Origin of the sequence: Neorickettsia sp. 179522, from assembly GCF_001593535.1 — a bacterium.
Classification (GTDB): Bacteria; Pseudomonadota; Alphaproteobacteria; order Rickettsiales; family Anaplasmataceae; genus Neorickettsia; species Neorickettsia findlayensis.
Genome location: NZ_LNGI01000001.1, coordinates 457229 through 472479 on the forward strand (window position 1 = coordinate 457229; position 15251 = coordinate 472479).

Sequence of the window (15251 nt, forward strand, 5' to 3'; positions counted from 1 at the left end):
ACATTTTTGGGAAATACAATACAAAACTCATGAGCTCGCTTTTGCTTTTCATCTTGTTTTTTCTCATTACTATCCTTACCTATTGTAAGGTTGCTGTTTACACTAATAGGTCTTCTTAGAATGCCAGAAAAGAAAAAAGATTACTATGAAACACTCGGCGTTAGTAGAAATGCTTCCACTGAGGAAATAAGGAAGGCTTACAAAAAGCTTGCACTTCAGTATCACCCAGACCGTAATAAAGGTGACAAGGAGGCAGCAGAAAAGTTCAAAGAAATTGGTGAAGCATACAGTATCTTAAGTAATCCGGAGAAAAAGGCATCCTATGATCAATATGGACACTCGGCGTTCAATGGAGGCGGTTTTGGAGGAGCAGGAGGTTTCTCCGCAGACTTCTCTGGTATGGACTTCTCAGATATTTTCAATGATCTCTTCGGAGGAGGAAGAGCACGTAGAACAAAGGCCGACTTCAATGAAGTCATCAAGGAAGATGGCTCAGATTTGCGATATGATGTCTCGATCACTCTAAGGGAAGCGTTTGAAGGTAAAGAAGTAGCAGTCTCCTACACAAAACTGGCGGAATGTGAGCAGTGTGGCAACACGGGATGTGAAGGAAAAATCAAACCGGTACAATGCAGTACATGTAATGGTGCGGGCTCAATCAGGTCACAGCAGGGCTTTTTTACGGTAGAAAGAAGCTGCAGCACCTGTAACGGCAGCGGGATGATTATTGAAAATCCGTGCAAAAAATGTGGAGGCACAGGACGCATTAGGAAAAATGTGACCACTTGTGCAAAAATACCACGTGGAATAAGTGACGGTGCAAAAGTATTACTTAGAGGTCAAGGAGAAGCAGGCTCCAGAGGAGGCAAACCAGGTGACTTGTATATGATTGTCCATATTAGGCAAGACGAGTTTTTTACACGTAAAAATAATGATCTTTATTGCGAAGTTCCAATAAGGATGTCTCTAGCAGCCTTAGGCGGAGAACTAGAAGTTCCATCACTAGAAGGCAAAAAGTTCAAGATCAAACTCCCAGAGGGATCCCAAACAGGTGATAAACTTAAACTTAAAGGGAGAGGTATGTATCTTCTTAACTCTGAATACAGGGGTGATATGTATGTTCGGCTCACCGTAGAGACACCAGTAAAACTAACGAAAAAACAGAGAGAAATACTGGAAGAATTCGAGAAAGAATCACTCGGATGTAGCCCAAAATCTGAGAAATTCTTTAGCAAGATTCGCTCTATGTTTGGCCTCTAAGAAAATTTTAGACCAGTTTAGTGCTCTATCGATCACCCGATGCTATCGTACAAATCTCTTGTCTTAGCGATCACGTACTTACGAAAACTTTCCTACGCTGCTCCTACGGTGATTGGATTTATTAGAGCTAGACGTCGATCCTCTTTTGGCTATTGATTGTGTGTTCTTTGGTTTCGAAGACCCACTTCCTACATATGGGTTATCGTTCTTTTTCAAAATAAGGGTTACTGGAATACCATAAATCCGAAAATTTCTAATAAGAGAGTTCCTTATGTAATTTAAATATGATTCGGCAACGAGTTCAGGATGATTTGCACTTAGCACAAAAACAAATTTATGTAAGAGTTTTTTTATATACTTAAGCTTTACTGGCTTCGAGTTCACCATGGGGTGCGGATGACGACGTACAACTTCTTGGAGCCACGTATTCAATCGATGTGTCGGAATGTTTCGTTTTGAGTCGTCATACAGCCTCACACATTCGTCCAGTATAAAGGAAAAGTCACTCTCATGGAGACAGGAAATAAAAAATATCGGTATCTGCGAAGCAATTAATTTTTGCGCTTGCAGACTAATAAACTCCTTGACGCTTTCAAGTTCGGTCGCATTGACTGCATCTTTCTTGTTTCCGACAAGTATTATCGGTTTACCTTGTTCTAGGATCCTATTCATAAGAAGAAAATCCTGTCGCTCTAGCGTGAAATTGGATATATCACACATGAAAAGCACCACATCGCTCTCTGCTGAAGTGCGTAGCGCACTTGAATTACATATTTTTTCTAATCCATCAGTGACTCTTTGTTTTTTTCTCAAACCAGCAGTGTCAACAAGCTCGAAGGTTGTACATTTCCATTGAAACTCATCACTTATTGGATCCCTTGTAGTACCTGCTATTGGTAGCACAAGGACACGATCTTTACCTATAAACTTATTCATTAAACTAGACTTGCCAACATTTGGCTGACCTAAAATAGCAACTCTAATTCTTCTTTGTTGTTCAGAATCACTTTTCGGAACATCCAATTGCTCCGGTACAAATGACTCGATATAAGAAATGAGTTCCCTGAGACCTACCGAATGCTCAGCAGATATTGGAAAAATATCTCGAAACCCAAAAAGTGAGCAATCATCTCTATCTTTCCGGTCACTTTTGTTGCAAACCAGAAGTATTTTACTGTTTCCAGCATTCTTTCTAATCCAACTGGCAAAAAGCATGTCCTCGGAATCGATTTTGTTATCAATCACAAAAAGAACCATATCGCTTTCTTTTATTGCGTACTCAGTCCTTTCAATCGTTTCTGGATGTTGCGGATTGAAGCCAGCAGTATCAAGTAGAAAAAATGATTTTCTGTCGTTTAGTAAAATTCTTCTGCTAACCACATCACGAGTGACTCCTTTTCTGTCCATGGTAATTGAACATCTTTGCTTGGCCATCTTATTGAATAACGTTGATTTACCAACATTTGCCTTTCCAACTATGGAAACTTTAAAGGTAGACTGCATGTTAAAGACAATAAGGAGGAACAGTAGATGTCACTTTGTATGGAATACATCTAAATAGCAATATAGCCGAATAAAGCTCAAAGAAGGAGAGGGTGGTCAGACAAGAGGCTCTAACTACACATATAACACCACCGAATGGCATAGTAATGTACGTCCCTCAGGAATCTCAACTGGTCATTACAAGTACCGTGCTTTGAAATAATCCGTAGAATATTTATTAAATCTCTCTAAGGATTATCTCATCTGTTCTGCAGACCATAATTAAACTCACTGACAAAAGATAACGTTTTCCCAATCAACCACTTAGGATTATAGAACTTTTAGTGAGTGAGGAAAAACACAAGCGAAAAATAAAGATACACTAAGCACAGAAAGAACTGCATTCATAAACTCAAGTAAAAGAAACTAAGATCCGTTTCATGCAAACATGCTTTTCAAACAAAGACACTGCACAACACCAGCTCTCTGAAAATGATCAAGGTAAATACGTTATGAATGGAATATAAGCGACCATAAACGTTTTAAATGTGAAGTCCACGTTCCAGAGATTATCAAAGAGAGCGATCTTCTAGTAGTACAGCCTAATTGTGCTGCTACAACCAATTAGCTAGAATTCTATGCAAGCATTACTAGTCAAAATGAGTAACTCTTCTTACCCAGAAATTTCCCAAGATCTTTCTTTTGCCAAGATAGAAGAACAGATTCTGCAATTTTGGGAGAAAAATAGAGTTTTTGCTCATTCTGTCTCATCAAAAACGGATAATGGAGAGTTCGTTTCTTATGATGGACCACCTTTTGCAAATGGATTACCACATTACGGACACCTACTTACCGGTTTCATTAAGGATACCGTAGCCAGATATCAAACAATGCTCGGCAAAAAAGTGGAAAGAAGATTTGGATGGGATTGTCACGGTTTGCCAGCAGAGATGTACACCGAAAAAATACTTAAGATCTCAGGAAAAGAAGCGATAAAAAATTTTGGAATAGATAAATTCAACGCAGAGTGCAAAAAATCAGTTTTACTTTTTTCATCTGAATGGGAATACTACGTCACTAGACAAGGCAGATGGGTTGATTTTCACAACGACTACAAAACCATGGACCTTTCCTTTATGGAATCCGTAATTTGGGCATTTAGGGAATTGTATAAAAAAGGTTTAATTTATGAATCCGTAAAGGTAGTTCCTTATAGCTGGGCATGCCAGACACCGTTATCAAATTTCGAGACACGCCTCGATAATGCCTATAGGGAGAAAAAAAGTAAGTCTGTGACAGTCGCTTTTGAATTGGAAGGCGATTTATTTGGTGATGGCAAAACATCCTATCTGCTGGCATGGACCACAACGCCTTGGACCCTACCTTCAAATATGATGCTTGGTATATCGAAGCATGTTGTCTATACCCGCGTTGAAAAGGATGGTAAGTACTATATCTCCTCTAAAGCTTCAAACAAGGAAGTAGCTGGAATAATCGTTCCAAATGAACTCCTGGTTGGTAAAAGATATAAGCCACTCTTCGAATTCTTTGCGCACGAAAAAGAAAACGGTGCCTTTGTTGTACAGTATGCAGACTTTGTAACAGATGAAGATGGAACTGGAATAGTACATATAGCACCTGGATTCGGTGAGGAAGACTTTGAATTGGCAAAGCAACACGGGATAACAGTTGTTTGTCCCGTCGATGATGGAGGTAGATTTACATCTGAGGTAGCACAATTTGCCGGGAGGCACGTCTTTGAAACAAATGAGGATATCATCCTCATACTCAAAGAAAAAAAACAGCTAATTAAAATTGAAGAGTATATTCACAGTTATCCACACTGCTGGCGTACCGATACACCACTTATATATAAGGTGGTTCCATCATGGTATTTGTGTGTCAGCAAAATAAAGGAGCGGATGCTCGAACTTAATGAAGGTATTAATTGGATCCCTTCACACCTTAAAGAAGGCTTAGTAGGTAAGTGGCTAGAAAATGCAAAGGATTGGGCAATTTCAAGAAATAGATTCTGGGGAACACCCGTACCAATATGGAAATCCACGGATCCCTCTTATCCAAGAGTTGATGTGTACGGAAGCATAACTGAGCTTGAAAAAGACTTCGGTGTAAAAATTACCGATCTGCATAGACCTTTCATAGATACGTTGACAAGAAAAAATCCGGATGATCCTACAGGGAAGTCATCTATGGTAAGAGTGGAATCGGTTCTAGACTGCTGGTTTGAATCGGGTTCAATGCCTTTTGCGCAAGTGCACTATCCTTTTGAGAACAAAGAATGGTTTGAAAAAAATTTCCCGTCAGATTTCATCACAGAATATGTTGCGCAGACACGTGGTTGGTTTTATACGCTTATGGTCCTTTCCGTAGCCCTTTTTGACAGCGTGCCATTTAAAAATTGCCTTGCCCACGGGGTGATATTAGACAAGGACGGGAAAAAACTCTCTAAAAGACTGAATAATTACAAAGATCCAAAAGAATTATTCGATGAGTATGGAGCTGATGCATTGCGCTTCCTGATGTTATCTTCTTCAGTGATGAATGGCGGTACTCTGTTGATAGACAAAGGTGGTGAGATAATCAAGGATGTTGTTAGACTCCTCCTAAAGCCACTCTACAGCGCATACAACTTTTTTGCGACGTATGCAAATTATCACTCAATATGTACCCTACATGGAATGGGCGAGTCTACTAATTTGCTCGATAAGTACATCTTCTCAGAATACATAGTGTTCTCGCGAAAAATGAGAAATGCGCTGGATGGGTATCATATACAGTCTGCTTGCAAAAATGTACTTAGTTTCATTGATACACTCAATAATTGGTACATTAGACGCTCTAGAGAAAGGTTCGTGGCAGGAGAACGGCAAGCGTTCGAAGTATTGTATTTTGTGCTTTCAGAAGTACTTAAGATAATCGCGCCGCTCCTTCCAATGACTGCAGAAAAGATTTGGATGGCGTTACATAATGACAAAAGCACATCTATACATCTAGAAAGATATCCAGAGGCCAAAACCTTGCCTGAAGATGAAGAAATCATACAAACAATGCAATTAGCAAGAGAAATATGTAATACAGCGCTTTCAATAAGGAATAAAAATACCGTTAGAATAAGGCAACCATTAAGACATCTCGAGGTCATAGGTAGGGTCAGCCCAACATTTATGGAAAATACTGAACTGCTCTCTATCCTAAAGGATGAGGCGAACGTGAAATGCATCACCTTTAAGGAAAGTGATCCTCAAGTAAGACAATCGCTTAAGCTAAACTTCCCTGTTTTAGGCAGAAGATACCCGCAAGAAGTAAAACACATGATCAATGAACTCAAAAGCGGAAACTGGAAAAGTCTACCCTCTGGTGAGGTATACCTCGGCAATAGACTTTTGAAAAATGATGAATACGAAACCTCAGTGGTGTCTGAAGAGAATGATACTGGACAGATTGGTTCGTTTTGCTTGGCTGTAAGGTTGAATCTAAAACTAGACGAAGAATTAATATCTGAGGGAAGATTTCGAGACATAGTACGCATGATACAACAAGCTAGAAAATCAGCTGGTCTAACAATAAAAGAGAAAGTGATAATCAAAATATATGCTCCAGCAGAATACCTCATTACAATTGGGCAATTCAAAAGCGCAATAACATCATCTACATATGCAAGCCAAATAATTGCAGACAGATCAAATGATTTTTCTAATTGTTCATTTGTTGAAGATGTTTCCCAGGAAATAAAAATTGGTATAATGAGGGAGAATAGCACGTGCGGGCATAGTGGCAATTGAGGTGTCTAAGAAAAGCCAGGTGGAAGAAAAAGTATTACTTGATGAGCTTTACGCCTCTGGTGCCATATTGAAGGGGCATTTTCACCTTTCTTCCGGACTACGAAGTGATACATATGTTCAGTGCGCTCTTCTGCTACAAAATCCACAGCGTGCCTTTAGATTCGCATCGGCCTTAGTGCAACTTATTCCTGAAAAAATAAAGAGCGCAATCAATTTAGTTGTCGCGCCGGCGCTTGGTGGATTAATCATTGGATATGAGGTGGCACGCTTATTGAATAAAGATTTTGTGTTTTTTGAGAGGTTCAATGGAGAACTCACTCTAAGACGCAGTTTTCAAGTAAAGAATGGACAAAACATCCTGCTCATAGAGGACGTGGTCACAACGGCTGGTTCTTCTATAGATGTTATACAAAAAGTTCACGACCGTGGTGCAAAAGTGCTCTTCGCAGCTTCGATAATAGACAGATCTGAAGGAACCGCAAAAAAACGTTTTGAGAAGTATGGTTGCGAGTTTCTTAGTGTCGTGAAGTTAAGTTGTATCACATTTGATGCAACAAATATCCCGAAAGAATTGAGCAATGTTCCTTGCATAAAGCCGGGTTCTAATAATCTCAATTAACTTGCGAACACTGAACAACTCTAGTCAAAAATCTTGGTCTGTGTAGGGATCTGTTATTTATTTTCCATAAACAAAATTATGTGTGTAGACAGCTAGAGTAGGCTAGAAATAATATTAGTGTTAGTTTAGAAGATTAGTATGTTTTAATAATGCTGATAAATATATGGATCTACAAGAAATACAAAAATTAGAAACCTCGCTCTTTAAGTTGCGCAAATCCCACAGAGAAAAATGGAATTTTAAGTTGTTGAACTGGTCTCAAAAGCGCGGCACTTTAAGTACGGAGTTCACAAATACCGATGATGAACACCTGGTTGTAGCAGTCGAGAATAATAGCAGTAGCGCTGTTGCTACCGGCAAGATTCTTATAAAAGTTGAAGAAAATATTCGCTTGGGCAACAGTTATGCTTCCATACTTTTCTATGATGGTACTACTGTAGCTCTGATAAGTCAGGGAAGACCATTTCGTCCTACTTCTTTTCTCGGTTACCTTGGCGCTCTTTTTCAAAGCGTCAATTACGGTGTTACACATCTTAATTATCATGTCCTTGATGGTACGCTCTCTCTTTGTTTATCAGGAGCCGTCCGCTCCCCTACAGTTGATGGGAGGTTTTCCATATGGAGCGTCTCAGAAGCTGCAATAGATGTCACAAAGACACCAGGATCACCGGAATGCGTCTGCACTGTCAAAAAAATGCACTCAACTGAACGTAATGCGCACGTGCACTACAGATTCAAGATTCCTGGCGCTTATCTGGGTTTTGATAGCAAGGACATACAGTATTTCATAAACGAGCGTGGAATACTACTTTCACATGGTAAGTTTTCAGACTTTCAAGATGAGTCAAAGTGTTTTGCTGCCCCGGAAATGTTAAGTAGCTTACTTATCTATTTAGAGAGGAACTGTACTTTCAAACAAGTACGGTCATGGGTTTTCGGCGGTAAAGAATCTTCAGCTTCTACTGCTACACCTGGTACCGAAACTTCTTCACGCGGGTGTAGCTCCAATGACAATCCACCAGCTAGTAAAAGACCACATACTGAAGATGAGGAGAAGCTGTCACGCAACAAACCGGCATCTAATATGGCCGCTGGTTCGACAATAACTAGTTGCTTCCCTGTAGTACGTAGGTGAAACGGGGTAATTCACTTTTCCTGGTTCCTTGTTTGTAGGGATTGATGCGCGTTTCTAGGGGGCCGACAGGCCCCCTCCTCTTTTTTGCTTGTTTCTGCTATTTTTTGAGCAATTCGTTGAGATCATACATAGATTCGTCGTTGGTTGCACCTATTTTCCCCATCCTCAGAGCAAGCAGACGGGCTTTTTCAAAGTTTTTTATTAGCTTATTCACTTCATAGACCTTGACTCCAGCCCCGCTGGCTATGCGTGATTTGCGTGACTGATTAATAGAATCGAGACAGGCCCTTTCTCTTTTTGTCATACTATTTATCATGGCCAGATTTCTCTTCAAGGTCGAATCATCTACAAACTGCTCTGATGGGACCTTATTAATTCCAGGGATAAAACGTAAAAGCTTGGCTATCCCACCAAGCTTATCGATACTCTTCAGCTGTAGCACAAGATCATCATAGTCAAATTTACCAGCTTCGATTCTTTTCTTCATAGAATCTATTCTTTCTTCACCAACCTCAGACGAAGCATATTCAAGTAGAGAAGCAATGTCTCCAGAGCCCATTATTCTCCCAGCCATACGTTCCGGGTGAAATTCTTCCAAATCGTTAACCCTTTCTCCAGCACCACAAAACCTAATAGGAAGACCAACAGCTTGCCTTACTGAAAGCACCGAACCAACACGCGCATCGCTGTCTAGTCTACTCACTATTACACCAGTTGTACCGATCTCTGAGTGAAATGTCTTTGCAACATTAAGTGAATCCTGCCCCATCATTGCATCTAGAACCTGAAATATTTCAGAGGGCTGCAAGCGATTCTTAATCACTCTCAGCTCTTCCATAAGGACAGAATCAATTTGCGAGCGTCCGGCAGTATCAACTATGAGTACATCATAGTTCTCATTACTATTATTGAATAAATCCAATGTTTTCTTTAAAATTGCATCGATATTCTCGCCCTCAACTATAGGGATACTATCAACGTCAATTTGCTTTGCAAGAATTTCAAGCTGTTTCCTCGCTGCAGGCCTGTAGATATCTAAAGAAGATAAAAGAATATTTTTCTTAAATTTTTTCCGAATCAGTAGAGCTAACTTTGCTGCGGTTGTTGTCTTCCCAACTCCTTGTAATCCAACAAACATAAATATCTGTTTTCCACATTTCGGGAACTCAAATTTTTGCGATTCACCTCCCAAAATTTTGATTAATTCTTCTTTTACAACACTTCCGATTATCGCTGGTGTCGAGATCCCTTTTAGACGTGACTTTCCAATAACCGATTCTTTCACATTTGCAATAAACTGTTTAGTTACAGGAAGACTGACATCTGCTTCGAGGAACGTAAGACGCAATTTCCGAACAAAATCGTCAAATTCCTTTTCTGTAATCACCCCTCTGTTCTTTATCCCATCCAGTGCACTACCAATTTTTTTAGAAAGTGAATCAAACATAACAAATCAAACCCCCGCAAAGAGAAACAATACAACAACAATGCCCATTAAAAAAATCACAATACTGAGTGACAAGGAATCTAAACAACCACAGGCAATCGGAATCACTGATCCAAATAAAGCATACAGTCCTCGAAGAACAAAGTTCCAAAGAAAAAACAAACGCTTTTTCATTCTCAAAATAAGTCGATTAAGTACCAGTAAACCCGATCGTATCAGTGCATCCAGTACCAGAAGTGACGTACCTATCTTATCTAAGAAAAAAAAATACAAGACAGCAGTACTAAGAACCACCGCTAGCACTACAAAAAACTCAACAAGATTATTAAGCCAAGTAGCGAACGAAAGAAAACAATAGACACAAATACATGCAGTACAAAGCCTTTCACCTAAGGAAGCTTCGAAAGTTTTGTTATCAACCCTTCCATTATTGGTAGCATAGCAACAGTATAATAATCTCGCTGGTATCATAGAAATGAAAAGGGCTTGTAAAAAGAACACTATGATTTTTGCCCCGTATCCAGAGAGCTGCAAAAAGAGAAAATCAGAGCTCAGAAGAGAAATAAAACTCGTGGAAATTATAATAAAAGATGCAGATGCAAATAAAGGAGCTGGCAAAATAAAGCCAGATTTTGTCACTTTTGTAAATGTATCTACACCCGACTTCAAAAAAACTGAACAAATAAAATACATCACTAGCTGGTAAACAGCAGATATATACACATAATGATATGCGCCACTCATAGAACAGTGCAGTATGATACCTATTAAACCCACCTGCCCTATTTGACTTGCTATAAGTGCATTGAGTAGCTTCCTCTCGATTGCCATCCGATAAAATGCGTATAGCAACATGAAAAAACTTAAGACGAATAAAAACTCACTGTGGCCAACGCCAAGTTTTCCAATTAAGGCCAACGGCAATGTGTATGTGAAGATAGCAAAAAATGGAAGAAAGAGTGGTCCAGCACTTGCATACGCACCCTCCATTACTGGTGCCATGACAAATCCCACAGCATATAGAAAAAGTAAGATTCCGAATAACTTCCCTCTTAAATCATCAACATGGAAAAAATCAATGTTATCTGCCGTAAAAGAAAGCTCGTGAGGTATGAGAGCAGCCATGGCAGTAGCGACGGCAAAACTGCATGCTGCATATGCAACAGCTCCTTTGACATTGCCTTTTGAAGCAATCAATGTCGAGTATATCAGCGAAAGAGTCTCAAGGCTCAGTAAAATATAAAATAAGTTGTTCTGAAAAAATGCGAAAAGACAAACAATTAAAATTAATATGATACTAACTTTTTCGAAAGTGTTCAGCTTAAAGAAAAAAAATGCACAGATGCAGAAAAAAACAGAAGCTGGAAAAAGAAAAAAGAAACTGCTCACAGTATCAGACACCACAGAAGCATCCCTAGATAGTACCAGGGAAAAAGGATTTACTAAACCGTCTTTCCACAGAGAAAGAGCCCTTCAATCCGTTACACGAGTTGCACCTTCGGTTTTGTGTTGGTAAGTTGTGTGACTATAAGCGTCTTTTCTAAAAATCTCAGCACTCTTCGATACAACAACGGTTCCAGCAAAAATATCATGCCAGGTTCTACTTTTTCTATCAAAAAGGCTCCAGAATATGCCAAGGAAAAAAATAAGCAAAGAAAAAGGCAATATAATCAATCTCTTTATACACGCAGAGACCGAAGGCTTTTCCAAGGTCTCGTCATCAAGAAGCCTTAACCTTAAAATCCACTTACCTGGCGTACAACCAAATCTGTGCCAACATGTAACAAATAGTGTTGCTAAAAGTATCAGCTGAAACACTTGTACTACCAGAACACTCTTATAGAACTCTATAGTAAGAGCCTTTTCCGCCTGACTTATAGGAAGACCAAATCTGTATCTCTCAAGAACTTCGACTGGAAACTGTAAATCAACTAAGAAAGAAAGGAAGTACCCACTAACCTTCAATATCAGAACACAAAAAAGAAGGTCCGTAATGGTACTGACAGAGCGTTTAAATTGACTAGCGTAAATGACTCCACGGCTATCGGTCTTGTTTTTGTGAGGAAAAGAAAAAAGCCTATGAGGAAAATCAAAGATTGATTTTATGACACCAGGCAATAATGAAAAAAGCTTATTCATAATAGCTTAAGAAGTAGCACAATCACCCTTGACATAGAAAGCCATGATTCCGCTGCACGCACTTTTGAAAGTACACTTTCTGACTATGCAATTTTTTAGAGCAAGATCTTCACCTAGATTTTTCACATAGTCGTAAGAATAATGGAACAGAGATTTATTAACATCAAAGGCATAGTCATGGACCCCTTGCTGTTTGGCTGCACGGACCAAAAGTGCTAGAACACCGCCATCTTTCAAGAGAGTGATACAACTCGGTATAATATCCGATAAGTCACCAAGATAAGAGAAAGAATCAGCCGCAATCACAAGGTCGCACTTATTCTCTTGAGAAAGAAGAAATGACCTTATGTCCTCACATACAACCGAATCAAAAACCGGCTTTCCATCAACTAAACATCGTTTTGCGATTTCTAACATGTTTTCTGAGATATCAACACCTGTTGCTTCTCCTACCACGCCATTCAATTTTAGAAAATGCGTGCAAACACCTGTTCCACAACCAAGATCCAGAATTGAAAGCTCATCAGAAGTAAGCTTAGCCCCGATAATCGCTTTTAACCCTTCAAAAACAAGCTTATGTCCGATATACCTTCTGCCTATAAGGAACCTTTCAACATATTCCTGTGCCAAGTGTTCATATCTTTCTTTGACGATAAAATTCGGGATCCTAGATATTTTTTGACCATTAAGAAAATTCAAGAAGAACCTCACTTCCTCATACTCTCTTCCTTGCGAGATAATGGCATCAAACATAGCCCTGGCTTTCTTTGTTTCTCCGGAGAGCAAAAAGCATCTAGCCAGATTATATGGAATTAATGGTTTATTCCGGTACAAACCATTAAGCATCTTAAAACGAAACTTGGCATCACTAATATTACCTCTATAGAAGTGGTAAAGACCTAGAGAGACATTATTCTTATAAAACTCCCTGAAATTGGAAGAAGAATGAAGGTTATCTTTGATGACTTCGTAGACCTTCTCTTTCTCTCCAAAGAGACTACAAAACCGCGCGAATAAATCAGAAATCTCCTGGTAGATCCGGGACAGGAAGAGAAGAAACGAATTAAACACCGAACCAAATATTCAAAGAAGCTAAACTAAAAATAAAATACAGGAAAAACATTTCTCCACAAGGGCTATTAATGCAAGGAAGACTTAACTATTAGTTTACCAGAGAAATTTCCTACATACATTCCATTCACACATAACTGATTAGATCATCCAATATCTCTTTTACCGGACGTTCACCCTTGACTAATCCTACAACCTCACCTGCCATCACTGAGCCACGTTCCGTATCACCTTCTATTACAGCCCTGCGCAGACTTCCAGCCCAAAATTTTTCTACGGCAAGCTGTGCTTCTTCCTTAGAAATATGAGCAGAATCAAGCTGCTTAATTATTTCTCTTTGAAAAACTTTAAATTCTTCAGTCGCATCATTCTTGAGCAGGCGAACTGGAATAACGGCAAGCCTAGGATCCAGCTGTTCTGAAACAACCGCATCATGAGAAGAGGCTGCTATACACTTTGCTTTAAATCTTGGGTGCGCGATGGATTCTTTTGCACAGGCAAAAAGTGTCCCAACTTGACAACCAGCAGCTCCCATTTCTAGGTAACTTTTAACAATAGCACCAGTACCTATTCCCCCGGCAACAAAAATGGGAATGTCGCGAATCTCCGGCAAAATTTCCTGAGCAAGCACAGATGTACTCACCCTAGTAATATGGCCCCCAGCCTCTCTACCTTCTATTATCAGCGCACTTGCACCGATTCTACACATTTTTTTCGCAATCGAGAGAGAAGGTGCAAATACAATAACCTTAATCCCATGATTTAAAACAAGGCTTAAAATCTGTTTCGAGGGAATACCACCCGCTAAGATCAGATGTGTAACACCAGAACGAATACACACATCAATAAGCCCAGGCAACTGGGGATGCATTAAAACGATATTCACACCGAAAGGATTAGAACCAACGAGTTCCTTTGTAAGAGATATTTCTCGTTCCAGCTGATCTGGGGACATCGCAGAGCAAGCTAGTACACCAAAAGCACCAGCATTGGAAATAGAAGAAACCAAGCGGTGCTCAGAAATCCAACTCATCGCCCCTCCCATAATGGAATAGCTAGTACCAAGAAATTCCTTACCACGGTTCCAGCAGTCTATAGGGGAAAACATAAACCGAATTTCTGTCTTTACGTGCGCAAATTCTCCTATAACACCTTAGGTATTGCAATACCAACAAAACACACTTCACTGACTACTTGAAGAGGAGCTGCTGTTTCTGAATCTCGGAAAAAAAAATATCCTTATGCAGAAGTTTCTATGTTAGAGTGAAGTTTCATAAAGTAAATTAAAGTTATAACCGTGTTCAAGAGTGTCTTTTCATCAATTAGAAACTCAATCACAAAGAGTAGAGATTACTTATCAAGTGGAATTGATAATATTTTTACAAAAGAGAAAATAACTGAATCCACCATTGAAGAGTTGGAAGAATTACTTCTTTCCGCTGATATTGGTCCTACTGTGACAGAGAGAATCATTAAAGCAGTCAAAAAAATTAAGGTAAGAGATGGCGAGTCACTTGAACAAGTGAAAAGAGTTACACACGAACAGATAAAAAAAGTACTCGACCCCACCTCAAAAAAATTAACTTTCCCACAGATTGGACCACAAGTAATCGTCTTTTGTGGTGTGAATGGCAATGGTAAGACGACCACTATAGGGAAATTGGCATATAAATTTATCAAAGAGAATAAAACAGTCATGATTGCTGCATGCGATCTTTTCAGAGCAGCCGCAATAGAACAACTGCGTTTCTGGGCGGAGCGAGCATCTGCAACGTTTTTCTCAAGTGAGACAAGTAAAAATGCCTCTAGTACTGCTTATAAAGCCTTAGAAAAAGCTCTAGAAGATAAAGTTGATGTGCTCATAATAGATACTTCCGGCAGGTTACACACACAGAATGACCTCATGGAAGAACTTAAAAAAATATGCAGGGTACTTTCGAAGCTTGTGCCCTCAGCACCTAACGAGGTCATACTAGCTCTGGACGCTAGTACTGGGCAAAATGCTCTCAATCAAGTGCAAGTTTTTAAAGATGCGGTTAATCTCACTGGATTGGTCGTGACAAAGCTAGACGGCACGTCCAAAGGAGGAGTAATTGTGGCTATAGCCGAGAAGTATCCTAACCTTGGTATATACTTTATTGGAACAGGAGAAAAAATCACTGATCTGGAAGAATTCTCTCCTTCAGAGTTTGTAGATGCTTTGCTTGAAGTAAAGACTGCGTCTTGAAAAAATTTGTTACCACAAAGCGGGGTTGCAAAAAAAAAATCTATAGATTTTTGTGGCCCGCAATCGAA

Annotated in this window: 11 protein-coding genes; 5 read left to right on the forward strand and 6 right to left on the reverse strand. The window is 39.5% G+C overall.

The window, feature by feature from the left end; translation table 11 throughout:
* The first annotated feature begins 120 nt into the window (after nucleotides 1-120).
* A complete protein-coding gene (dnaJ, locus tag AS219_RS02165) occupies nucleotides 121-1260 on the forward strand; it encodes a molecular chaperone DnaJ (RefSeq protein ID WP_067979495.1) in 1140 nt (379 codons plus the stop codon).
* A gap of 78 nt (nucleotides 1261-1338) precedes the next feature.
* Here the strand turns inward: dnaJ and der are convergent, their stop codons facing one another.
* Nucleotides 1339-2763 (reverse strand): ribosome biogenesis GTPase Der, encoded by a 1425-nt coding sequence (gene der / locus AS219_RS02170; protein ID WP_067979496.1) that lies wholly within the window; start codon nucleotides 2761-2763, stop codon nucleotides 1339-1341.
* 638 nt (nucleotides 2764-3401) lie between these two features.
* Between der and ileS the strand changes: the two genes are divergently transcribed.
* The 3 genes from ileS to AS219_RS02185 all read left to right on the forward strand — a co-directional run bounded on the left by ileS (nucleotide 3402) and on the right by AS219_RS02185 (nucleotide 8299).
* Complete coding sequence (gene ileS, locus AS219_RS02175; RefSeq protein WP_067980477.1) at nucleotides 3402-6545, forward strand: isoleucine--tRNA ligase; 3144 nt, start codon at nucleotides 3402-3404, stop codon at nucleotides 6543-6545.
* Nucleotide 6546: 1 nt separating this feature from the next.
* Nucleotides 6547-7164: an orotate phosphoribosyltransferase gene (pyrE, locus tag AS219_RS02180; RefSeq protein ID WP_231861833.1), complete on the forward strand. Its 618-nt coding sequence runs from the start codon at nucleotides 6547-6549 to the stop codon at nucleotides 7162-7164.
* A 163-nt stretch (nucleotides 7165-7327) separates the two neighbouring features.
* Nucleotides 7328-8299: a hypothetical protein gene (locus AS219_RS02185; protein WP_067979498.1), complete on the forward strand. Its 972-nt coding sequence runs from the start codon at nucleotides 7328-7330 to the stop codon at nucleotides 8297-8299.
* 97 nt (nucleotides 8300-8396) lie between these two features.
* On the opposite strand, the gene AS219_RS02190 is transcribed toward AS219_RS02185, so the two are convergent.
* The 5 genes from AS219_RS02190 to AS219_RS02210 all read right to left on the reverse strand — a co-directional run bounded on the left by AS219_RS02190 (nucleotide 8397) and on the right by AS219_RS02210 (nucleotide 14064).
* Nucleotides 8397-9746 carry a signal recognition particle protein gene (locus AS219_RS02190; protein ID WP_067979501.1) on the reverse strand — a complete coding sequence of 450 codons (1350 nt, stop codon included), beginning with the start codon at nucleotides 9744-9746 and terminating at the stop codon, nucleotides 8397-8399.
* 6 nt (nucleotides 9747-9752) lie between these two features.
* Nucleotides 9753-11150, reverse strand: a complete 1398-nt coding sequence (locus AS219_RS02195) for a hypothetical protein (RefSeq protein WP_067979504.1) — start codon at nucleotides 11148-11150, stop codon at nucleotides 9753-9755.
* Nucleotides 11151-11219: 69 nt separating this feature from the next.
* The gene (locus AS219_RS02200; protein ID WP_067979510.1) at nucleotides 11220-11885 is read right to left on the reverse strand and encodes an RDD family protein; all 666 of its coding nucleotides are present in this window, start codon (nucleotides 11883-11885) and stop codon (nucleotides 11220-11222) included.
* Nucleotides 11886-11891: 6 nt separating this feature from the next.
* Complete coding sequence (locus tag AS219_RS02205) at nucleotides 11892-12956, reverse strand: methyltransferase domain-containing protein (protein WP_067979513.1); 1065 nt, start codon at nucleotides 12954-12956, stop codon at nucleotides 11892-11894.
* Nucleotides 12957-13083: 127 nt separating this feature from the next.
* A complete protein-coding gene (locus AS219_RS02210) occupies nucleotides 13084-14064 on the reverse strand; it encodes an NAD(P)H-dependent flavin oxidoreductase (RefSeq protein ID WP_067979516.1) in 981 nt (326 codons plus the stop codon).
* A 189-nt stretch (nucleotides 14065-14253) separates the two neighbouring features.
* On the opposite strand from AS219_RS02210, the gene ftsY reads away from it, so the two are divergent.
* Complete coding sequence (gene ftsY / locus AS219_RS02215; RefSeq protein WP_067979519.1) at nucleotides 14254-15183, forward strand: signal recognition particle-docking protein FtsY; 930 nt, start codon at nucleotides 14254-14256, stop codon at nucleotides 15181-15183.
* The last annotated feature ends 68 nt before the right edge of the window (nucleotides 15184-15251 follow it).

Bases quoted from the DNA above. Each gene is read 5' to 3' on its own strand.
- AS219_RS02190 (WP_067979501.1), bottom strand. From the start codon at position 9,746: ATGTTTGATTCACTTTCTAAAAAAATTGGTAGTGCACTGGATGGGATA.
- AS219_RS02210 (WP_067979516.1), bottom strand. From the start codon at position 14,064: ATGTTTTCCCCTATAGACTGCTGGAACCGTGGTAAGGAATTTCTTGGT.
- AS219_RS02185 (WP_067979498.1), top strand. From the start codon at position 7,328: ATGGATCTACAAGAAATACAAAAATTAGAAACCTCGCTCTTTAAGTTG.
- AS219_RS02200 (WP_067979510.1), bottom strand. From the start codon at position 11,885: ATGAATAAGCTTTTTTCATTATTGCCTGGTGTCATAAAATCAATCTTT.
- dnaJ (WP_067979495.1), top strand. From the start codon at position 121: ATGCCAGAAAAGAAAAAAGATTACTATGAAACACTCGGCGTTAGTAGA.
- ileS (WP_067980477.1), top strand. From the start codon at position 3,402: ATGAGTAACTCTTCTTACCCAGAAATTTCCCAAGATCTTTCTTTTGCC.
- der (WP_067979496.1), bottom strand. From the start codon at position 2,763: ATGCAGTCTACCTTTAAAGTTTCCATAGTTGGAAAGGCAAATGTTGGT.